The following is a 21626-nucleotide window of genomic DNA, read 5'->3' as shown; positions in this document are numbered from 1 at the left end:
CTTTTTGTGGAATTGTAAAAGTACGTCCTTATTTCCTCTTTAATAGCGTAGCCACACGCTCATCTCACCAGCCAGCCGATTACCCCAAAGATAATAGGGAATGGCCTTGAAACGTAGAGCCTTTGTCTGCTTAATATAAGAACGGTACGGCTTCTCATCTGACCATAAATCGCTGTCGTCAGTCAAGAGACCATCCCCTTCTACAACGATACAACCACCTAGCAAATCTGGATCAGCATACGCGGTTAATTGTGGCTCCGTAGCCAACGCGAGCGAAGTGAGCGGTGCCCCGTTGTCTGCTTCTTCTACGCAATAAACGAGCGGGCCGCGTTGAATCGCCACCTTTCCTGCATCTGCCCGAATTAAAGGGTGCGCAGCAACTAACTTCGACTCGATCGGAAGCAGCCACTCCACTGTATTTTCATCTGACCAGCTTCGTTTTATTTTAGCGTAACCGTTCTCAACATGAATATCTTGCTGTTCACCATTTACTTTCAAGGTGGGCTGTCCGTTTTGGAACCAATTTGGTATACGCAGCGCAAGCTCGAACTCGGCAAATTCGCTGTCTTTGGGGAGCTGAACCGAGAATTCAACGCGGCCGTTCCAAGGCAAATCAGAGCGTTGATGCAATATTATTGTGGTGTCGGCAAGCTCGAACGAGGCTTTACTTCCAATATACAAATGGGTATAGATCGTTCTGCCATCCTCAGACACGTCGTAAATATACTCGTCTAACGAACCTAGCAACCGTGCAACATTTGGAGGACAACAGGAGCAACCGAACCATTTTTGTCGGACGGGCTTTACGTGATGTTTATCTGGATTTTTGTGACTTGCTTCTGGCCATACCTCAAGTGGATTGACATAAAAGAAGTGTTTCCCATCCATAGAGATGCTGCCCAGTACATTGTTGTACAGCGCTCTCTCCAACACATCCGCATATTCACTTTTAACTTCCAATTGAAGCATGCGACGTGCCCAGAAAATCAAACCAATCGAGGCGCAGGTCTCCGCGTAAACGGAATCATTCGGAAGATCGTAGTCAAACGTAAAGGCTTCCCCGAGATGTGTTGAACCAATGCCCCCGGTAATATACATTTGTTTGCCTGTTGTGTTCGACCAGAGTCGTTCACACGCCTCCTTCAGCCCATCGTCACCTGTTAGTCTCGCAAGATCAGCCATCGCCGTGTACATGTAAACTGCCCGAACGGAGTGTCCAACAGCTACCTTTTGCTCACGAACAGGAAGATGAGATTGATAGACCTCAAGATTAGGCGCTCCCTGGGACCAGATGTTTGTCCGGCTTCCGCGTTCCCATTCCTCGATGAAATAATTGGGCTGCTTTCCCCGTTCATCTATGAAGTATCGGCTAAGGTTCAAATAACGCTCTTCTCCCGTAACACCATATAGCTTAACCAGAGCCAATTCAATCTCCTGATGACCGCAGTAAGCCCTTATCTGTCCCGGTTTAGTTCCGAACATACTATCAATCAGATCAGCGAATCGGCAAGAGATGTCTAGCAATTTATGCTTGCCTGTCGCCTGGTAATACGCAACTGCCGCTTCAATTAAATGACCCGCACAATACAGCTCATGCGCTTCATACAGATTGGTCCATTGCTTCCCAGGTTCTTTGATCGTGAAGTAGGTATTCAGATAACCATCGTCATGTTGGGCTTGGCCAATCAATTCGATGGATTCATCAGCGATCTTCTCTAACCTCTGATCTGGATGATGACGGAGCGAATAAGCAACGGCCTCTAACCACTTGTAGAGATCACTGTCCTGAAATACCCATCCGCCAAACTCACCTTGCTCCAAGCCTGCAGCAATACGGAAATTTCGAATGGCATGACTCGGCTCTGCATCTTCTACCCTATCGTTCAGAGCTTCCCATTGATAGGGAATAACCGTTTCTCGTACAAGATCGGAATATGTATTCCAAAATTGGTCTTGAATTTGGATCTGGTTTTGTCCCATTAAACACACCTCAAAAGTATAAAATTTGACTCTTTCCAAAGTCGAGTATATGCTTTTTCTTAACGTGAGAGTACTAATGGAATGAGCATTTTTCTATACAAAATGACACTAAAAATGAGGGCAATTCATTGAATGAAGAAATAATCGTTTCGTTACAAACCCCACCTCTTCCTTATTACTGGGAATCTGGCCGTTCAACGTTCCGTGTAGGCGACCGTCATCCTAATCGAAGAAATTTCGGCCTGTTTGATGTACTGTTTGTGTTTGATGGGGAACTACATATCGGTGAGAACGGGACGGAATGGACACTTGGCATAGGTGATGCACTGGTATTACTACCTGAAGGTGAGCATTACTCGTTCAGGCCCTGCGAACAGGAAACAACGTTTTACTGGGTTCATTTTGAGCATGTGAACTGGCATCAGAGTCCCATAATAGAAGAATCGGAAGCGATAATTCCGTTATCGCCATTCGATAAGCCAAAATCAATACGAATACCTAAGAAATCCACGGTACTAAGTCCCCAGCTCGCATTTGATCTAATGCAACAGCTTTTGGAACTGCCGGTAGGTGATTCCTTCTGGGAGAAGCAACAATTGCTGTTCCGTTTTCTGGCTATACTCGAAAATGGCATCTCCGATATGGCCAAAACGCCTGCTTCACGGCTTGCCGAGAAAGTAGCTGTTTTCATCCAGCAACACTACCAAGAAGAGATCACCAATGAAACAATCTCGTCGGTACTACACTTCCACCCTAGCTACATCGTTCGCTGTATGAAAATGAAATACGGTGTCACACCGGTTCATTACTTACTACAATTCAGGATTGAGCGGGCCAAGCAGCTTCTGGTTTCGACGGAATGGTCGATAGATCGTATTGCTGCTGAAGTGGGTTTTCAATATTCCCCTTACTTTTCTACCTGCTTCAAGCGAAGTGTTGGAATATCTCCCCTCCAGTTTCGCAAGAAATATCTGAACTAGCTGTTCATGGAAAAATCGCTTTTGGCCCATTCAGCGACTCTTCGACTACTTTCTTCTTCCGATAGATCTTCAATCCGAGTCAGAATAGACCACCGTACGCCAAAAGGGTCTAGTATACTTCCGAATCGATCACCAGACGCAAAGTTAATAATTTCTTCTCTTACTTTCGCCCCTCTGGATACGGCGGTTGCAATGGTTTCATCCACATTAATGACATAAATCCCTAAAGAATAACATGCATGATCTTGATCTGGGGGCAAAGCCAATTGATATGCCGGGTTTGCAGCCCCCAGCTGTAAAAACCCATTTCCAAAATCCAATTCGGCATGAACGATCATTGTGTTACCCTTTCCATCCGGATGCTCAGTGATATCTTTCACCCTTGCATTGAAAACAACTTTGTAGAACTCTATTGCTTCAGAAGGGTGTTTCACTGTTATAAATGGGGTAATCGATGTAACGCCGTTAGGTGTACCCTTGTTTGTATATTTTCCTGATACTGCCTTGTGTTTTGTCTGTTCACTCATATGTTTACTCCGCCTTCCTTTTCAGTAATCCGAGATTGTCAACATTATAAAACAACTTCACTGACATCTACTGTCAGTGAAGTTGTTAAAGTTGATAGTATTCCATTAACTCGGATACAACAGCAACAAGTCTGTCCTTCAAACGCTGTGGTTCGATGACTTGAATGGACTTCCCATAGGATAGGAGAAAATAGGGGACGTATGTATCAATTGATTTTTCATCAAATAAAAAGATGGCTTGATTAGAAGTCCGCTCTTTCAGATAATGTCCCATAAACCAATGTAGCCCCAAGTCATCCAATGCCTCTGATCGGCCTTCGATAACCAAGGAGATTAACCCCTCTTTGCCCCCTACATCAGGTAATAAATTTTGCAGAAAAAATTCACGGGCTGAAAAGGCTTCCGAACGCTTAAAGCGGAGCGGAGTAAGCTTGATTCGCAGAATACGATCTGCTCGAAAACTGCGGAATTCATTCCTCAAGTGGCAAAACGCAATGGTATACCATTTATTATTCCAGTAAACCATTCCATACGGGTCTATTACTCTATTCTTGGGTTGTTCATCACGGCTTCTGCGATAATCAATTTCGACAGAGCAATCATTAGCCACGGCTTGCTCCAATTCCGCCAAGATCGGCTGAACGGATGGATCTCCCATGCGATTGATAACGTTAAACCCGGCTAAATGACGGCGAAGTGTGTTTTCCTGATCCTGATTTGTATACATTTTCAATTTGGATGTCGCATTGTCCAATGCCTCACTCAAAGGGTATCCAGCTTCTTTTGCAAACACAGCAGCTTGGAGAAGTGCCTTTTTTTCATCAATATCAAATAACAGAGGTGCTTTGATATGCTGATTCAGCAAGCTATACCCTCCGTTGTGACCTGTATCGGAAATGATCGGTACTCCACTGGCACACAATGCATCAATATATCGATATACGGTTCTTATATTGATTTCTAACTTTTCGGACATCTGTTTTGCAGTTACTTTGGTGCCTGAATTCAGCATCCATAGAATGGCTAACATATTATCGTTCTTTGGCATAACCTGCATCCTCATCTTCAGTTCATTATTGGATATCTCTACATTATATCAGTACAGCATATTTTACATAAAACAACTTCGTTGGGCGATACTACCTAGAAAAATATACTCCGGTTTGGAGCGAAGGCCAATGAAGCAATCCACAACTAATATTAATACCTCCGAGGTAATTATTGTAGTTATCAATTCAATACTCGGAGCTGGAATTCTAACACTCCCTCGCACAATTAGTAAAGCAGTAGGAACACCAGATGTATGGATTGCTGTCATTTTATCAGGATTAATTGTAACCACAATCAGCATTCTCCTTGTAACCTTGTGTCGTAGATTCCCCGGTAAAACGGTGTTCGAATTTATACCCGAAATCACAGGTCAATGGATTGCTTATCTATTGGGACTTTTAATTATCGTGTATTTTGTTGTTCTTTGTTCATTCGAAGTTAGAGTCATGGCCGAAATTACAAGTATGTATATCCTTGAGCGCACGCCTACTTGGGTCACTATTATGGTCAGTCTGTGGATTGGTATTTATATGTTAACGGGTGGTCTTAAGGTCATCATCCGGGTCTTTTCAATCGTATTGCCCGTTACGCTTGTGTTGCTAGCGCTGGTTTTCCTTTTAAGCACCAAGATGTTTGAACTTAATAACCTCAGACCACTCCTGGGCGATGGATTCATGCCTGTGTTGAAGGGTCTTAAACCTTCGTGTCTCTCCTATTCTGGGTATGAAGTTTTACTCATCATCACAGCTTACATGGTGGACGTGAAAGCAAGCAATAAAGCTGCTATATACAGCATACTTATTTGCACGATTATCTATTTGATCACGATTGTCACCGTTGTAGGGAATTTATCTTTGCCAGGAATTCAAACACGAATGTGGCCAACGTTCGACATGGTTCGAAGTTTTGAAATTGAGGGGTTTCTTTTTGAGCGTTATGAATCACTGTTCATTGTGTTTTGGTTGATGCAGATCTTTGCAACCTATGCTTTTAAACACTATTTTGCGGCAATCGGGATCCGAGATTTGTTTCGTCTCAAAAATATTACGAGCATACAATTCGCCATGTTGCCAGTCTTGTATGTAATTGCTTACTTGCCTAAAAACCTGGAGGAAACGTTAGCTTTGGGTGATTTTCTTGGCAATATGTCCATTTTTTTATTTGGCTTGTTACCATTGCTGCTGCTGATCATTAGTTTTGTTCGTAAAAAAGGCGGGAAGCAGGCTTCTAGTGAAGCACTTAAGACAAGCTGAATGTTTGGTTCTTATTGTGTGTAGACAGTACAAAAAAGAAAAAAAGCCGCTTAAATAGCGACTTTAATGGGATTATATTTTCTTCATTATTTATTAAAAGTAACCTTTTCTGTACCGCCTTCAAAAATGATGGATGTGTCCCGCGGCTTCGATTCCGCAATTTTACGGCCGCCTCTGTAGGAATAAAGCACGCCGGCTTGTTTGCGAACAGCCTCATATTCGTTCTCTGCTTCAAGTACGATGAAGTTAGCAGGTTTACCTTCTTCAATACCGTATACATCCTCAATGTGTAACGTTCTTGCGCTGTTTTTCGTAATGAGGTCAATTGAATTCACGATCTGGTCATAACCAAGCAATTGGGAAGCGTGAATCCCCATGTGCAGTACTTGCAGCATGTTGCCTGTACCGAGCGGATACCATGGATCGAAGATGTCATCGTGACCAAAGCACACATTCAGACCTGCTTCCTGCAACTCTTTGACACGCGTCAGCCCTCTTCTCTTCGGATACGTGTCGAAGCGTCCTTGCAGGTGAATGTTAACCAGTGGATTAGAGACAAAGTTCAGATCAGCCATCTTCAGCAAACGGAACAATTTGTACGTATAAGCGTCATTATATGACCCCATCGCTGTTGTGTGGCTTGCCGTTGTGCGTGAACCCAGTCCACGTTCGTAAGCTTCCTTGGCAACGACTTCAACAAAACGGGATTGCTCGTCATCGATTTCATCACAATGGATGTCGATCAGACGGTCGTATTTTTCGGCCAGATCAAAGGCAACTTTCATTGAATCAACGCCGTATTCCCGTGTGAATTCGAAGTGTGGAATGCCGCCGACCACGTCAACGCCCATTTTCAGTGACTCTTCCAGCAATTCTGCCCCGTTTGGATAAGAGTGAATGCCTTCTTGTGGGAAAGCAACAAGCTGAATGTCCATATATGGAGCCATTTCTTCTTTGACTTCAAGCATCGCTTTAACTGCGATCAAGCTTGGATCGGTAACGTCCACATGAGTCCGTACATGCTGGATACCCTGTGCCAATTGCCACTTGAGTGCCGTTTTGGAACGTGTTTTAACATCCTCATGTGTTAAGAAAGCCTTGCGCTCTGACCAGCGTTGGATGCCTTCGAACAGCGTTCCGCTTAGATTCCATTCCGGCTCGCCTGCGGTGAGCGTTGTATCGAGATGAATATGCGGCTCAATGAACGGTGGCAGCACAAGCGATCCGTTGACATCCAGGATCTCTTCATTCTCGGTCACTTCCAGCGATTGTGTAATTCGTTCAAACTTTCCGTCTTTCACAACGATATTCCATAGTCCTTCTTTACCCCGCAATTTTGCGTTCTGTATAATCATTTATTTTCCCCATTTCTTTAGATTCTTTCGCAGGAACAATCAGCATCAAGACGATATAGGCCACTGCTGTACCAAGCAGTGCGTTCAATGGTGTTACGCCAGGAGCCAGTTGGGCAAATGCCACGCCGATGGCCCAAGCCACCATCGCTACCCAGTTTACATTTTTGAATGACATGTCGGCAAATGGCTTATAGTTTCTACGTTTCACAATGAAGTAATCTGCGATAATAATAGCCCCGATCGATGGTACCGCCGCGCCCAGTACGTTCAGAAAACTGACGAAGTTGTTGTACATCCACATGGCGAATACGGTACCCACGATACCGTTTACGACGACGAAGAATTTCTTTGAGATTTTGGTGATGTTCGCAAAACCAAGACCCGAAGCGTACAGTGCATTATCGTTGGTTGTCCAGATATTCAAGCCTAGAACGATGATTGCCGGGATGATCAATCCTTGCAGGAACATGACCTCCGAGATATCGGCCAAGTTATATGCCATTGCACCAACTGCACCAAACAGAAACATGAGTGAGTTACCCAGGAAGAATGCAATCACTGTTGCGGTAACTGCCTGTTTCGATGTCCGGGAAAACCGGGCAAAATCGGGTGTCAGCGTTCCGCCGCTTATGAATGATCCGATACAGATCGTTAATGCTGCCGCCGCGGTAAGCGATTGAGTCGGCATGTAATCAAGCAACCCTTGCAGACCACCCAGCGAACCTGCACCTTCGAACATGGAGTAACCACCGAGAATGGCAATCGCAGGAACCGCGATATATCCGAGAATGACGAGTGACTTCATGCCAAAGATGGCTGATGCCGTCATGGCAAGTCCGAACACGATAATTAGCAGGTACACGTTCCAATCCATGGCTTTGGCGACTGGAATCGCGAACATGGCTACGCCTACTCCGAACCATCCGACTTGTGTGAAGCCTAGCAGGAATGAAGGCAGATACGACCCTTTTGCGCCGAACGCATATTTAGCGAGCAAATGTGTTGACAGGCCCGTTTTGGCAGCGATATGTGCCAGTGCCCCTGTGTAGATACCGAGCACCAGATTACCCGCAAGCACGATGCCAATGAACTCCATGAACGTCAAGCTTACTCCCAACGTGCCTCCTGCCAGCATGCTTGCTGAGAAAAATGTGAAACCGAGCATGACGGATAACGTCTTCCAAAAGTGGTTTCTTTGTGATTTCGGCACAGCTTGCCATGAAAACTCTTGATCTTGTTTGCTCATCAGAATACCCCCAACGTAAAGTGTATCTGATACCAAAAAAAGCAGAAAAAAGAGGCTACTCGTCAAGTTATACACTGACAAGTAGCCTCTTTTTGCATCATAATCCGCGCGAAGACACAGAGCATCCCATGACGGGATAAGCCCTGATTCTCGCGTGATTATGAAATCCGCTGCCCTTGCCAGCCTCTCTGGACTGAATTAAAGGTACCAGTATTCAATTACATACTATTATTTTGGAAAAACCTGCAGTTGTCAATGTCATTATTATCCAACGGTTATTAATTCCTTATACAGCAAGCTGTTTTTGATCACGGTTATTCAATGATGGGGCACCTGTAGATTGAAAAGAATAAACCGTGAAGAACTACTCTATGCCGTCCTAAAATCAAGTCTAACTAGATTTACCAATAAAACAAACAGGGGATGTCCCACAAGTCATAAATATGACGGAGGACATCCCTACTTAACGTGATTTTGTTCTAATGAATCTGACACACGCTATTCGCTCCCATTGGCCTAGTTCCAAAATCTAACGAATCACAGAGACGTTATTCGGTCAATTCGGTCGATTTTTTAGATCTTGACACCGTTTTATGACGGAATAGCGTTACTGAGGTTCGTTAAATTTTGTATACGTTGATGATCAGCCTTTTAATATGCGGTAGATTCGTTAGCCTTGAGTAGAAAGGAAATCCCTTTGGAGAAAGCCCCTTCAGTGTTGTGCACTTAATAGTTCTTCAAAAGCTTTTATGTTCGTGTCAAAATCAGGAACGGTTTGAGTTTCTTCAGCAGATTTGACCAGTTTTACAACTAAATCATTATAAGGTGTCGCAATTCCGGTACCTTCTGCTCTACTTGGAACAACCCCATTAATATAATCAATCTCCGTTTTGCGGTTCTTCTCCAGATCTTGAAGCATGCTTGCTTTGAGCAGTCTGGAGGGCTCCATCACGTAACGTAATGTTTTCACCCGTTCAGAAATATCTTCTTTGCTGTTCACTTCGAGTGAGGCGATGTCGAATCCATTCATTTTAACCAAGGTAACCCCATTGGCGCGAGCAACTTTAATTGTCTCGTCCGCAATATGGGCTGCACTCACAATGCCGGCTTCATGATCAATAATGTCCCCATATTCACCATTCAATGCAGCCGATAAACCACTGAAGGCATTGTTGATCAGCAATTTGGACCATTTGGTTCCAACCAGGTTATCGGAAATATGTGTTCCACCCACAAGGTCCAACACCGATTTCACGCGCTGAATTCGTTCGGTGATTGCACCATTTAATTCACCAATCTGAAAAGCATACTGCTTAAATTGAGTGCACTCGCTAGTCAGACTTGATACACCTGGTTCAATGAACGTAGCGCCGAATTCAACGGAGCCAGCAATAACACGTTTTTCACCCACGATGGACGCCACTTTTTCTTCCGGAATCCCGTTCTGCAAGGAACACACCATACTGTCTTCATTCAAGAATGGAATTAATTCCTGAAGGATGGAATCGTTGTAGAGTTGTTTGGTTAAAAGTAACACGAGGTCATATTGTCCTGATTTCTGATCAGGAGTAATGGCTTTTACTTTTGCCTGAAACTCTGTGGTACCCGTCACTTTAGCACCTGTCTGATTTAAAGCATCTACATGTTCTTGATATGCATCAATTAACTCAACGTCCAGTCCACCATCCGCAAGATATGCGCCTACGATGGTTCCCAAAGATCCTGCTCCTACAATTGCAATTCTCATTTTATTTTTCCTCCTTATTTTTCTTCCAGGTAGTTATATACAGGTTGTGCAGCGTTTAAGGTTAGGTTGGTAAGGATATGAGAAGCGGACACCACTTCCAATACAGGCAGATCTGCAAGAGGAGCCAACGCATGTTCGAACAGTTGAAGTCGGGCAGGTCCTGTCCAAGCTTCCTTCACTTCGATGTCCGTAATTTGAGTACGGATCAGATCACATATTCTTAAATTCCCGGTATAGTCGGTAGCAATCTTAATCATAAAATTAGGTCGGCATATTTCACGTTTGGCGAACTCTTTATCCATCTCCACATGTTTATATCCCATCGTTGCCGTGGCTACACGCAGCGTTCCATAATCAAGTGTGCCGACAAGTGTATCTGAATCGGTATACAGCTTGGGCGCACCCAGCTTTTTCGGATAGGCGGTGAGCTCTCGACCACTCGCAATCGCGGGGAAATTGTCTACGTACATCGAATGCACATAATCGCCTTCCTCCCCATTGAATTGTACAGGGATAACTTGTCCAGCTTCTGTATATGCACCCAGTCCAGAAACATCTGGCATCCACATCACTTCGAATTTAACCAGTGGTTCAGTAATTTCGAGAGGTTCTGGTACGGCTGCCCGCAACGCTTTTTCATCGGTCCGGTAAATAATATTCAAATATTCACGATTCACGAATTTGTACGGTGGCATTGGATATGCCGGAGCTGTTAGGGGTGTATTCAGATTTTTAGCTATGTTATTCACATCGATTTTCATCAAAGACACCTACCTTATAAATTTAGTTGAATTTTGGTATTTAAAATTTGATCTGTATCTCATAAAAAAATTCTACATCAATATTTAAATTTAATATAATACATAATAAGTACTATATATATTTATCAGAATAAATAAGGAGTGCATGTGAATGGAATTGCTTCAGCTAAAATACTTTCAGACCGTTGCCTATACTGAACATATTTCCAAGGCAGCTGCACAATTGAATATCGCTCAACCCTCCCTGAGCTTAACGATTAAAAGACTTGAGGATGAACTCGGTACCCCCCTATTTCATAGGAGAGGACGAAATATTCAATTGAATTCCTCAGGTGAGATTTTATTGAAGCATGTAAACCAGATTTTTATTGAAATTGAAAATGCAGAGATGGAGATTAAAGCGGAGGAACAGCAAATATCCAATACAATCAGGATCTCGATTACGAATACTCGGTTCCTCACAGGTCTCATTAGTGACTATATCAACGGTTCCCCCGAAACTAAGCTTCATCAGGGTATTGGGACCCGCAGTGAAATTATTACAGGTTTGAAGAAAGGTGACATGCATCTGGGCATTACGGGGCATCCGATTCAGGATGAGGAGATTGAGAGTGTTGTTCTTGTTGAGGAAGACATTGTTCTTGTTGTGCCCACGGATCATGCATACGGCGGAGAAACAAGCATTTCATTAAGTGTTGTTGCAAATGAGCCCTTTATTTCCCTTGCCGATAATAAGGAGTACAGCCGCTTTACAACTATGCTCTGTGAAAAAGCAGGTTTCCTCCCCAATCATGCATTTGAGGTCGATTCTCATACCCTGCTTGAAATTATCAGCCTTAATCAAGGTGTTGCATTAATTCCGATCTCCGTATGTAGAGCACTGGGGTTACGTTATGTAAAAATTGCTGATGATTCAGCCATATATCCCATTAGCCTATCCTGGGTCAAACAAAAATGGTTATCTCCTATTGTTCGAGAATTTCGTGATTTTATTACTTCGTACTATGAAGACCATGCTAGCTTGTTTAAAGTGGAGTAGGATTTCTTGATACATGACAAAAGATAAAAACAAAGACCACGTTAGTCCCATGGAAGGAACCGACGTGGTCTTTGATCGTTATCGTTCTTAGTTATACTGCAGTCTGTCCTTATACCAAATGTCCGGAATCATCTTACGCTCCAGCTCCAACAATTCATGGATGATCTTGTCCGCGTCACTGATGGAACTCACGAGCGGGTCGGTGAGCATCGCCCTTCTCAGCTTCTCGTAGCTCTGTTCCAGAACAGCTTCAACTGTGAGCTCATGCGTATCCAGTACAAGTTCTTGCATACCTCTAATTCCACGTGGCATCTCGCCTACATGGAGTGGCTTCACTCCATCCATATCTACATCGCACAGTAGTTCCAGGAACGAATCGTTATTCATATTAGTTACCGCGCCTTGATTGAGCGTATTGATGAAGAACTTTTTGCCCAAGTTACCCACCATATTCTCGATGATGTCAGTCGCATGATCTGGTCCGAAGGTGCTCATATAATCGGCAATCAGGATGTTCCCTGCAAGAAAGTCATCCACCTGACGCCACATTTCATCATGACGCTCATATCTGTCCTCTGTCTCCCAGATCGATAATGGCGGGATGGTGTCCGCAGTTTTGCCAAGACCCTGCCAATACCGAACGTATTCTTTTGTATGCGCTGTACAAGTGGGAATGATTCCGAAAATATCATATAGTTCATAGGTAATTGCATCGTTATACAGTGCTTTTGCGCCGCGATCACCGCCATTATTCTCCTCACCTGCCATTTTGCGCATGGCTTCTGCAATTGTGGGCATCACATTGTTTCCTTCATACTCGGCTTTGAGCAGCCAAGTGAAATGATTGACACCAGCGATACAAAAATCGAATTTCTGATTGATCTCCTCAGTGAACTGGCTATTGTCTCCTATGATACCAGCTCTTACGGCATAATAGGCTTTTTTATGCGGCATATGATGACTATCGCACAGTGCAAATGATTTGAGATTGGGTGCATAACGATGTAAAGCGATACCGTGCACGGTAGAAGGGTTAATATAATTGATCACCCAAGCATCCGGACATAACTCCTCAATGTCCTTGGCACATTCCATAATAACCGGCAGTTCCCGCATCGCGCGAAAGATTCCACCAGGGCCAATTGTATCGCCGGAACACATACGAATTCCATACTTTAGAGAAACCTGGCAGTCAATGCCCCGATATTTCACCGATTCTTCCGCAAAGCTGAGCACAACGAAGTCGGCTCCCGGTAGTACCTGTCTTCGGTCCACTGAACCCTCAATCTTTAGGGATACGTTGTTCTCCTTGGCGACCATTTCCGCTAATTTCACCATTTTCGAAAGCCGTTCCTCGTCCGTATCCACCAAAGCCAGCGTTCCCTGATTCAAATATGGGGAGTGTACCATCTGCCAGATGGACTGCCGACCAAAAAACAGACTGCCAGCCCCAATAACAACTACTTTTGGATGCTGAGTACTTGTAGCATTCATTAATAACCCCTCCTTTTAACGGTATAAGTTCATTATAGGTGAGTGGGATGGAATCGGAATGTGTGATAGTTTTCAAAACATGTCATATCGTACGATAGTTAACAAGAGATAAATCCTTTGTTATGATAGTCAAAAATGAAGGATGTCATAAAGTAGAGAGGAATGAGTTGGATTAGATGCATACAGGAACTGTAAATATGAGTATAATCGACGAACTTTCGGAGTATATCACACTTCGCATGAGCTCTTATTTGGAACAAACACACGACAGTAATTGGACGGAGCACAAGTCTCATTCTGATTATGATCTGTGGTTCATTACAGCTGGCTCCGTGCTAATTACCATCGATGGAATCGAGCATATGGCGAACCCGGGTGACGTCGTGTTTTTTTATCCGGATATGCCCTACACTGCTTCCACGACCGGAGAGTTGTGCCGATTCGTATACATGCACTTTGATTTCAGCATCGCTGAGCAGAAGCGGATTCTCGGCGAGTTTCAGCTCCCGGGCATCGTACTTGGCAATCTGATTCATGAGGAATCAACACTCTTCACCTCGTCCTATCGAAGATTCAAGCAGAGTAGCGGCGCTTCCGCCAGTCCACTTTATTTGAAAGCCTCTCTACTTCTCGTCATCGCCAAAATTTTGGAATTACATAGGAAAGGGCTGTATCAGGGTGAGTTTCTGAAAGACCGAAAACCGAGGAAGATCGAAGGAAGTCTGGAAGTTCTGCAGAATGTCTTCCCATACGTGGATGCGAATCTGCATCGTGCCATCCGAATTAACGAACTTGCAGATATTGCCGGCGTCTCTGAGAAATATTTTATTTCGTTGTTTAAAAAAATTCTCGGTATCACACCGGGGCAGTATATCAATCAGATCAAAATGAACCGGGCCAGAGACTATCTGTATGAGAAAAAATATACGATCCAGCAAATTGCCGGATTTCTGGGTTATCCCGATCCCTTTACGTTCTCCAAAGCATTCAAAAAATTCTACAACGTGCCCCCTTCCAAATTTGAATAAAATACAGCAGACAAACAAAGAGGCAACCGATCAATCCGGCTGCCTCCCCACTTGATGAATCCTTGGTTATTCAGGGTTTAGTTTACGTACAGGTCCCTTCAGCGTCCCTCATACTCAAAAGGAGCTTCAGTGGAATACATCTCATGGAAAAATCCTCTATACGGTATATCCTCTTCCAGACATTTAATGAGATACAACAGTTCTTCGTTAGCTTCCGGTTCTTCGCCAGCACGTTGCATTTCCTCAAATTGACCTAGAATATTCTCCAAGAGAGTGACTTGAATAAATAAAGGCAGCTTCTCCAGCATCGAATCTTCGATCTTGGTCTCGGAAGTATATCCAGCGAGGGCGGTTTGGAAATAGTCATCCATGAACTGTTTGCGTTTATCCGCATTCGGCTCAAATTGAATCCAGCCGACGCCATGTGTCCATAGATCTGCCAGATCATACATATACCAACCGAAGCATGAATTATCAAAATCATACACGGTGATCTGACCGGTATCAAAATCGATTGAGTAATTCCCATCGTTATAATCAAAATGGATCATGCCGAATGTCTCTTGGTTTGTATCCAAACCTTCTAAGGTATTCAGAAGCTCAACCATCTTCTCCTTAAGTAGAGGAAATGATTCAGGTACTAGGTTATCGATATATTCACCGCTGTAATTGTCAATCAAATGATGCCGGCGATGGACGGGAGTGTACCCTTTCGATAGCTGATGCATTCTGCCCAGAACTTTACCGCTATTATAATAGTATTCGCTAAGTGGAACGCCTTCCCGGTACTGATAATGGTTCTCTACCAGCAACTTCCCTGTGGCCTTCACAAACATACAGATAAAGAACGTATGCTCACCATAAGTGACCTCTTCTAACAGATCGCCCTTTTTCGAGCTGACTACATTCGAGACACTTGCACCGTGCTCAAACAGATACCGGACATACTCCAGTTCGGCAATGTAATCTTCCCGCTTTCTGTCAGGCAAAAAAGACACCCGTAGAATTAGCGATTCACGCCCCTCTTGCTCGCAAGTGTAAACCACATTACGTCCACCCTCATGAGGCGGAATAAGCTGAATATTGTAACCCTCCAGGTCAAACAACTCGGGTACCAGCGTCAGTACATGTGTATTGCTGATGTTAACAGCTTCGTTAAAATTAATAATAATCTCCTCCAGTAAACATTGTTTGGACGGTTTCCCGCACTGCAATGTCCACAAAAGGAATCCCTGTAACCCAAATATCCTTCTGTGAACCTAAAGCAAAATCACCTTGTTAGACATTGAATTCACTCCTCTTGTTTGAATATCACAAGTTTACATAATTATCCCTGATTTTACTAGTGTAAAATAAAGAACCGCCCATACGGGCGGCGTGTAAGAATTTTGTATAATTACAGGATTTCTCCGTTCGTTTCAATAACTTGTTTGTACCAGTAGAAGGAATCCTTGCGGGTTCTTTCCAATGAACCATTGCCGGCATTGTCTTGATCTACATAAATGAAACCATAACGTTTGCCCATTTCAGAAGTCGAGCAACTAATAATATCGATAGGTCCCCAGCTAGTGAAACCCATCAATTCAACGCCGTCAGCGACAGCTTCTTTCATCTGTTCAATGTGGCTGCGCAAGTAATTGATGCGATAAGGGTCATGCACTGCCCCGTCCTCTTCCGGTGTGTCGATAGCACCCAGCCCGTTCTCAACGATGAAGAGCGGCATCCGGTAACGATCATACAATCGGTTCAGCGCGACGCGAAGACCAATTGGATCGATAGGCCATCCCCATTCGGTAGCTTTCAGATGCGGGTTTTTGATCTGACTGACCAGCATACCAGAGTTGCTGTTGTCATTGGGATCATATTTTCCGATATACGTCATGTAATAACTGAAAGCAATAAAGTCCACGGTATTGTCCCGGATAATGGCATCGTCCTCAGGAGCTTTAGCCAGTTCAATGCCGTTTTCCTCAAAATATCTTTGCATATAGGATGGGTATTCGCCTCGTGCCTGCACCTCTGGGTAGAACAGGTTCATCTGATCTTCCTTCAGCGTCTGCAGAACGTCCTCCGGTTTACTAGAAGCAGCATACGTTTCCAGACGGCAGATCATACAGCCGATTTGTGCATTCGGCATTTTCTCTTTTCCGCTTTTGACAGCCAGCGCACTAGCTACAAACTGATGATGCGTTGCCTGATAAGCTACTTGCTCCGGGTTTCCCTTGATTTTATCTTCCAGAATGCCGCCGCCAGTATACAGACTTGTCAGCATCATGTTCATTTCATTGAAGGTGATCCAGTATTTCACTTTGTCTTTGTAACGGTCAAACAGCGTATTGGCAAATTTTAGATACAGATCGATCATCTCGCGGCTTTCCCAGCCGTTGTATTTGCGGGTTAACTCAACGGGCATCTCGTAGTGAGAGATCGTTACGAGCGGCTCAATGCCGTATTTCAAGAGTTCGTCGAGCACGTTATCATAGAAGGCAAGTCCAGCTTCATTGGGAACTGCTTCTTCTCCTGTTGGGAAGATCCGTGTCCACGCGATCGAAAGACGAAACACTTTGAAACCCATCTCTGCAAACAAGGCAATGTCTTCTTTGTAGCGATGATAGAAATCCACGCCGTTCCGTTTCGGGAAATATACGTTGGTGTTACCGCTCAGATATTCTTCCAATTGAACAGAATCCACGTCGAAGGTAAAATCCTTGCCATCGCGCTCCTCGTGAGGAACGAATGGAGCCATGTCTGAGGTAGAGAGTCCTTTGCCGTCTGCGTCATATGCACCTTCGAGCTGATTGGCAGCGGTAGCTCCGCCCCATAAAAATCCTTCAGGAAATGAGTGTTTAATTGTTTTTGTCATGTTATTTCTCTCCTTTTTTTTGTATGTGGTATGCATGAAGCTGTCAACGAACGGTGAGGAGAAGCAATTCATTCATTGGAATCACCCCCTTCACCTGAACAGGTACTACATCGAGGTAATCCGGCGTATTGGTTACAATGACTGGTGTCACAAGATCAATACCCGCACCCTGGATGCCTTCCATATCAAATTCCAGAAGCAAATCGCCCTTCTTCACTTCTTGTCCGGCAACAACCTTCACGTCAAAATATTTCCCTTTGAGCGACACACTGTTTAGTCCAACATGAATGAGAATGTCGATTCCACTGGATGAGGTCAGCATAATCGCATGTTTACTTTTGGCAACCAACGTGACGGTTCCGTCAAAAGGAGCTTTAACACGTCCATCCTGCGGACGAATGGCAATACCTTTCCCGGTCATTTCCTCGGCAAACGTTTGATCCGGAAGCTCTGCGAGCGGCACCAATTCACCAGTGAGCGGGCTGAAGACCTCCCCTTTTTTATCCTCAATGGAATGTACTGTGACAGGTGTCACCGTTTCTTGAGAAAAGGCAGTGGTTGTATCCTGTTTCTGTTCGGTTAATGTTTGTGCTGAGTCGGACATGGCAGAATTGTGTACATTTGTCTCATCCCACTTGAGAAGCAAAGTCACCACGAAGGAAACAGTAAAGCTGATGCCAATTCCGATTAATGCATACCAGAAATTGGACATGCCACCATTCGGGCCAATGTATAACGGAAGTGACAGCAATCCTGGTACAGCAAAACCGAAGCATTTCAGACCCACTGCGGTAATAAAGCCACCCCCTGCTGCTCCACCGATGAGTGAAGCGTAAAATGGTTTTTTCAGCTTCAAGGTGACACCGTACAGTGCAGGTTCAGTAATGCCAAGCAAGGCAGATATGCCACTGGATAAAGCAATGGATCTCATTCTTTTATCTTTGGTCTTGAGGAAAACAGCCGTGACTGCACCAGCCTGACTCATATTGGTTATCAGGTTGATCGGCAGCAAAAGTACGTCATATCCGAGTTTGCTCAGATTCTGCAATGTGCCCGGGAAGAACGCATAATGCATTCCCGTCATAACAATCAGAGGCATGAGGCCGCCAAGAATAATGCCGGTTAACGGACCCGAATGGGCAAAGAGCCAGGAAGTGCCCATTTCCAGATAGATGCCCATGTAATTGCCTAGGGGGCCAATCGCAATTAATAGAATCGGCACCGTGATGACTAGCACAATCATCGAGGTAAAGATGACTTTGACCGGACCGGGAATAAAACGATCCACCCAGCGATGTACATAACTCAGAAGCCACACACCCAGAATAATGGGAATAACGGACTGGGTGTAATTCACAATGGACACGGGCAGCGAGAGAAAACGAATCGGTTCAAGCTGGTTTGCCAGATACGCGTTCAGAATCGTAGGATACAATAAAGTACCTGCAAGCGTCAGGGCGATATATTCATTCACTTTGAACTTTCGGGCTGATGATAGAGCCAGAAGGAAAGGCAAGAAATAAAAGGCCGCATTTGCGATGGAAGACAGAACTTGATACTCACCGCTGTTCTCCTGTATCGCTCCAAGTGTAACGAGCAGTGCCAGAATCCCCTTTAACATCCCGGTACCTACGATGGCAGGCAGAATCGGGGTGAAAATGCCGGAGATCGCATCCAAAAGAGCATTAATCCCTTTAGAGCGTGGCGCGTCTGTTTCGGGTTTCGATATGCCACTCTGCTTCATCTGATCCTCGATCTGCTCATATACGGCTGCAACCTGGTTGCCAATGACCACCTGAAACTGATCGTTCTGAAACTGTGCGCCGAGCACACCATCAAGCGCTTTGATCTGTTCCAATTGAACTTTGTTTTGCTCTCGAACGTTGAAACGAAGCCGTGTGATGCAATGCCAGGCTTGGGTAATATTCTCTTGCCCTCCTGTTAACTGGATAATTTCTTTGGACAACTCCCGATGATTCATGTTGCTTCCTCCTTTTTTGGCGAAAAAAAAACCAAATGTAATACCGGCCCGCCGCAGATGCGGAGTCGGAAACATTTGGTGGTGCCTGATCGAATCAGTGACACTCCATATTCAATTCATATTGATGATGGTATAACTTCAAACAGATTGTATGGAGATTAATCCGTATCGGTACGGGATGTCACTCTCTCGATGTGGATCATGAGATATACCATCTCATCGGGAGTAATCACGAATCCGCGTTGCTGCTCCATCGCCTCCTTTATTTTGAGTGCGCATTGGAAGCTGACAGGATATCGCTCCGACAATACATCATATAGAAATTGCTGATCTTTGAACGAGAGCACTTCCCGGTTCAACTGACGAACAATGAAGTATCTCAGATGGGTGATGAACCTGGAAAAATCAGCAGATTCCTGATTCAGTGCCATTCCAAAATGTTCTGTCATGATACCTAAAATGTCATTAATCATCTGTGTAATTTTAATCGTTTGGTTCATACTGCCCGAGTCGAATTGTGAGTTCACGAAATGAAGGGCAATAGAGCTTGATTCACCAGATGGCAATGAGACTTGAAAAGCATCATTGATTTTTTGAACTGCCCATTCTCCGGCACGGTATTCGGCAGGATATAGATGGCGAATGTCCCAATGAAGCGGATTTTGCACATCCACTCCTTTTTTGAAACGATCCAGCGCAAAATGAATATGGTCCGCCAGTGTTAACAGGATCGAGTCATTCAGCTTTTTTCCGATCATCGTCTTGCCTTCTTCAATAATCTGATCCGTAATATCGATGACTTGCAGTGGGATATCGCTGAGAAATTGCTCAACTCGCTGATATTTATCATTCGAGCCAATTCGGAACATTTTCTGGATTTGGCTCTGCTCAATCGGCTGTCCTTTTACTTTTTTGAAGCCAACACCCGTTCCGATGACAATGACTTCGCAGCCTTCGGCGTCTTCCGCCAGTGCAATGTTGTTATTTAACGATTTTTTAAACCTCATGATGCAATCACCCCCAGTATGCAAAAAGCACCACCAATGTCCAATTCACAAGTAATAAACAAACTTGGAATCCAGACTTTGGTGGTGCCTGATCGAATCAGTGACACTCCTTATATAGCTGTATCTTATATCAGCTATGTAATCGTTGTCAATACCATTACTCTGGAATTGTTCTGCAGGTGGTTCATCGTGGAACTTTCCCTCTATAAACTGACATCAAAACGAAAATCCTATTCGTCTGGAGTCTTATTTTACTGAGCATCATAATAGTATCGAATCAGAATATCCTGATCATAGTTGCCAAAACCTTTGCCAAACAGGGTGAGTCCGCCTCGGCCAGCTACTCCCTCTTCCGGCTTCAATCCAAAGGTCCAATAGGTGGATGCACCCAGATTCAGGTCTTGAACGCGCACATCCGAGATGCGCTGACCATCAATAAACGTGCCTTCCCCGTTAATACGCAGCATTTTCAATACACCATACTGGTTGACATCCAGCTTCCACCATAGTGGCGTATGTTTACCTTTCCGATCCCCGAAATCACCTGGGCTTGTCCAAGTACCGAGGTCATTGCCGTTAAGGGTAAAGCGAATATCTGACGGCCAGTTTTCGTTCACCTTTGGTGCTTCCGAGCTTAATTCAAGGGAAATTTCAATCTCTCGAAGATGCTGATCATTGTACAGATAATTGGGAATCTTATATTCAAGAAAACCTCGTGCCATCCAAAGGATTCCCGCGTTCACCCGATCCGGGTCCATAAAGCAGGCCGGTGTGTCGTACTGTCCAATCATTTGCGTAGTTGTCGCAATCCCGCAGGTCGGCCACGCTTCATAATCTGTATACTGACCTACCGGTATGGATATTTCATAGTAAGGAGCGTCAACAGGCTCTGGTGACAGGTTAATAGTCATGAACTCTCGTACGATAAAACAGTATTTATAGGTTCCACCGTTCTCCCGTTTCATTCGGCTACCGACAATTCCTGCTTTTTGCAGCTTGCTTACATGTGTACTTACAATAGCTTTGCTCAGAAAAAGCTCTTGGGCAAGCGCATTGATGTGCATTTCCCTGTTTTGTAGCAGCAGGCGCACAATGTTTAAACGGGCTTCACTTGCCAGTGCCTCGTAAATTAGCAATGAAGCTACATCTGTTCCAAGCATCATGATGTCCACTTCCTTTTTGAGTAAAACGATCTATTTCAATCTCAGGATTCGTTATTTAGCGAACTCATAAAAATGAACTTGCTCAATATATAAGCATTATGATACATATTAGATAACAAATCAATGATTTGATTTTGCTTTTAAGCGAATTC

17 protein-coding genes are annotated in these 21626 nt (G+C 44.2%); 4 read left to right on the top strand and 13 right to left on the bottom strand.

The genetic code is table 11. The features are described from left to right. Positions 1 to 39 precede the first annotated feature (39 nt). Positions 40 to 1980 carry a beta-L-arabinofuranosidase domain-containing protein gene (locus MKY01_RS15670; RefSeq protein WP_282321384.1) on the bottom strand — a complete coding sequence of 647 codons (1941 nt, stop codon included), beginning with the start codon at positions 1978 to 1980 and terminating at the stop codon, positions 40 to 42. 128 nt (positions 1981 to 2108) lie between these two features. Here MKY01_RS15670 and MKY01_RS15665 point away from each other — a divergent pair, with 128 nt between their 5' ends. After that, positions 2109 to 2960 carry an AraC family transcriptional regulator gene (locus tag MKY01_RS15665; RefSeq protein WP_282321385.1) on the top strand — a complete coding sequence of 284 codons (852 nt, stop codon included), beginning with the start codon at positions 2109 to 2111 and terminating at the stop codon, positions 2958 to 2960. Here MKY01_RS15665 and MKY01_RS15660 read toward each other — a convergent pair. Further along, a complete protein-coding gene (locus MKY01_RS15660; RefSeq protein WP_282321386.1) occupies positions 2957 to 3487 on the bottom strand; it encodes a VOC family protein in 531 nt (176 codons plus the stop codon). The genes MKY01_RS15665 and MKY01_RS15660 overlap by 4 nt on opposite strands. Before the next feature lie 85 nt (positions 3488 to 3572). Next, complete coding sequence (locus MKY01_RS15655) at positions 3573 to 4535, bottom strand: WYL domain-containing protein (protein WP_127548619.1); 963 nt, start codon at positions 4533 to 4535, stop codon at positions 3573 to 3575. Between the two features lie 130 nt (positions 4536 to 4665). Here MKY01_RS15655 and MKY01_RS15650 point away from each other — a divergent pair, with 130 nt between their 5' ends. Continuing rightward, positions 4666 to 5790, top strand: a complete 1125-nt coding sequence (locus tag MKY01_RS15650; protein WP_339286950.1) for a GerAB/ArcD/ProY family transporter — start codon at positions 4666 to 4668, stop codon at positions 5788 to 5790. A gap of 86 nt (positions 5791 to 5876) precedes the next feature. Here the strand turns inward: MKY01_RS15650 and MKY01_RS15645 are convergent, their stop codons facing one another. The 4 genes from MKY01_RS15645 to MKY01_RS15630 all read right to left on the bottom strand — a co-directional run bounded on the left by MKY01_RS15645 (position 5877) and on the right by MKY01_RS15630 (position 10899). Further along, on the bottom strand, positions 5877 to 7145 hold the full coding sequence (locus tag MKY01_RS15645) for a cytosine deaminase (protein WP_076253096.1): 1269 nt from the start codon (positions 7143 to 7145) through the stop codon (positions 5877 to 5879). After that, positions 7114 to 8391 carry a cytosine permease gene (codB, locus tag MKY01_RS15640; RefSeq protein WP_127548615.1) on the bottom strand — a complete coding sequence of 426 codons (1278 nt, stop codon included), beginning with the start codon at positions 8389 to 8391 and terminating at the stop codon, positions 7114 to 7116. The genes MKY01_RS15645 and codB overlap by 32 nt, the downstream gene beginning before the upstream one ends. 712 nt (positions 8392 to 9103) lie before the next feature. Next, on the bottom strand, positions 9104 to 10138 hold the full coding sequence (locus MKY01_RS15635; RefSeq protein ID WP_339286947.1) for a 2-dehydropantoate 2-reductase: 1035 nt from the start codon (positions 10136 to 10138) through the stop codon (positions 9104 to 9106). 14 nt (positions 10139 to 10152) lie between these two features. Beyond that, positions 10153 to 10899, bottom strand: a complete 747-nt coding sequence (locus tag MKY01_RS15630; RefSeq protein ID WP_082704226.1) for an acetoacetate decarboxylase — start codon at positions 10897 to 10899, stop codon at positions 10153 to 10155. Positions 10900 to 11050: 151 nt separating this feature from the next. Between MKY01_RS15630 and MKY01_RS15625 the strand changes: the two genes are divergently transcribed. Then, on the top strand, positions 11051 to 11938 hold the full coding sequence (locus MKY01_RS15625; RefSeq protein WP_339286943.1) for a LysR family transcriptional regulator: 888 nt from the start codon (positions 11051 to 11053) through the stop codon (positions 11936 to 11938). An 87-nt stretch (positions 11939 to 12025) separates the two neighbouring features. Here MKY01_RS15625 and MKY01_RS15620 read toward each other — a convergent pair whose 3' ends face one another. Then, positions 12026 to 13432 carry a glycoside hydrolase family 4 gene (locus tag MKY01_RS15620; RefSeq protein WP_339286941.1) on the bottom strand — a complete coding sequence of 469 codons (1407 nt, stop codon included), beginning with the start codon at positions 13430 to 13432 and terminating at the stop codon, positions 12026 to 12028. 176 nt (positions 13433 to 13608) lie between these two features. On the opposite strand from MKY01_RS15620, the gene MKY01_RS15615 reads away from it, so the two are divergent. Next, the gene (locus MKY01_RS15615) at positions 13609 to 14460 is read left to right on the top strand and encodes an AraC family transcriptional regulator (RefSeq protein WP_339286939.1); all 852 of its coding nucleotides are present in this window, start codon (positions 13609 to 13611) and stop codon (positions 14458 to 14460) included. A gap of 98 nt (positions 14461 to 14558) precedes the next feature. On the opposite strand, the gene MKY01_RS15610 is transcribed toward MKY01_RS15615, so the two are convergent. The 5 genes from MKY01_RS15610 to MKY01_RS15590 form a co-directional block, all read right to left on the bottom strand. Then, complete coding sequence (locus MKY01_RS15610) at positions 14559 to 15683, bottom strand: phosphotransferase (protein ID WP_339286937.1); 1125 nt, start codon at positions 15681 to 15683, stop codon at positions 14559 to 14561. 173 nt (positions 15684 to 15856) lie between these two features. After that, positions 15857 to 17323 (bottom strand): 6-phospho-beta-glucosidase, encoded by a 1467-nt coding sequence (ascB, locus tag MKY01_RS15605; protein WP_339286935.1) that lies wholly within the window; start codon positions 17321 to 17323, stop codon positions 15857 to 15859. Positions 17324 to 17366: 43 nt separating this feature from the next. Continuing rightward, positions 17367 to 19304, bottom strand: a complete 1938-nt coding sequence (locus tag MKY01_RS15600; protein WP_339286933.1) for a beta-glucoside-specific PTS transporter subunit IIABC — start codon at positions 19302 to 19304, stop codon at positions 17367 to 17369. A 158-nt stretch (positions 19305 to 19462) separates the two neighbouring features. Then, on the bottom strand, positions 19463 to 20311 hold the full coding sequence (locus MKY01_RS15595) for a PRD domain-containing protein (protein ID WP_145326057.1): 849 nt from the start codon (positions 20309 to 20311) through the stop codon (positions 19463 to 19465). 251 nt (positions 20312 to 20562) lie between these two features. Continuing rightward, complete coding sequence (locus MKY01_RS15590; protein ID WP_339286931.1) at positions 20563 to 21474, bottom strand: ArsR family transcriptional regulator; 912 nt, start codon at positions 21472 to 21474, stop codon at positions 20563 to 20565. Between the last annotated feature and the right edge of the window lie 152 nt (positions 21475 to 21626).

It is taken from the genome of Paenibacillus sp. FSL R5-0486, assembly GCF_037975155.1.
Lineage (GTDB): Bacteria > Bacillota > Bacilli > Paenibacillales > Paenibacillaceae > Paenibacillus > Paenibacillus amylolyticus.
Note: the sequence above shows the minus strand (reverse complement) of the source record. Positions and strands in the feature narration are given on the sequence as shown.

What these genes read in the sequence shown, in the direction of transcription:
- MKY01_RS15670 (WP_282321384.1), bottom strand. Translation starts at nt 1,980, where the DNA reads ATGGGACAAAACCAGATCCAAATTCAAGACCAATTTTGGAATACATAT.
- MKY01_RS15660 (WP_282321386.1), bottom strand. Translation starts at nt 3,487, where the DNA reads ATGAGTGAACAGACAAAACACAAGGCAGTATCAGGAAAATATACAAAC.
- MKY01_RS15655 (WP_127548619.1), bottom strand. Translation starts at nt 4,535, where the DNA reads ATGCCAAAGAACGATAATATGTTAGCCATTCTATGGATGCTGAATTCA.
- MKY01_RS15650 (WP_339286950.1), top strand. Translation starts at nt 4,666, where the DNA reads ATGAAGCAATCCACAACTAATATTAATACCTCCGAGGTAATTATTGTA.
- MKY01_RS15645 (WP_076253096.1), bottom strand. Translation starts at nt 7,145, where the DNA reads ATGATTATACAGAACGCAAAATTGCGGGGTAAAGAAGGACTATGGAAT.
- codB (WP_127548615.1), bottom strand. Translation starts at nt 8,391, where the DNA reads ATGAGCAAACAAGATCAAGAGTTTTCATGGCAAGCTGTGCCGAAATCA.
- MKY01_RS15635 (WP_339286947.1), bottom strand. Translation starts at nt 10,138, where the DNA reads ATGAGAATTGCAATTGTAGGAGCAGGATCTTTGGGAACCATCGTAGGC.
- MKY01_RS15630 (WP_082704226.1), bottom strand. Translation starts at nt 10,899, where the DNA reads ATGAAAATCGATGTGAATAACATAGCTAAAAATCTGAATACACCCCTA.
- MKY01_RS15625 (WP_339286943.1), top strand. Translation starts at nt 11,051, where the DNA reads ATGGAATTGCTTCAGCTAAAATACTTTCAGACCGTTGCCTATACTGAA.
- MKY01_RS15620 (WP_339286941.1), bottom strand. Translation starts at nt 13,432, where the DNA reads ATGAATGCTACAAGTACTCAGCATCCAAAAGTAGTTGTTATTGGGGCT.
- MKY01_RS15615 (WP_339286939.1), top strand. Translation starts at nt 13,609, where the DNA reads ATGCATACAGGAACTGTAAATATGAGTATAATCGACGAACTTTCGGAG.
- ascB (WP_339286935.1), bottom strand. Translation starts at nt 17,323, where the DNA reads ATGACAAAAACAATTAAACACTCATTTCCTGAAGGATTTTTATGGGGC.
- MKY01_RS15600 (WP_339286933.1), bottom strand. Translation starts at nt 19,304, where the DNA reads ATGAATCATCGGGAGTTGTCCAAAGAAATTATCCAGTTAACAGGAGGG.
- MKY01_RS15595 (WP_145326057.1), bottom strand. Translation starts at nt 20,311, where the DNA reads ATGAGGTTTAAAAAATCGTTAAATAACAACATTGCACTGGCGGAAGAC.
- MKY01_RS15590 (WP_339286931.1), bottom strand. Translation starts at nt 21,474, where the DNA reads ATGATGCTTGGAACAGATGTAGCTTCATTGCTAATTTACGAGGCACTG.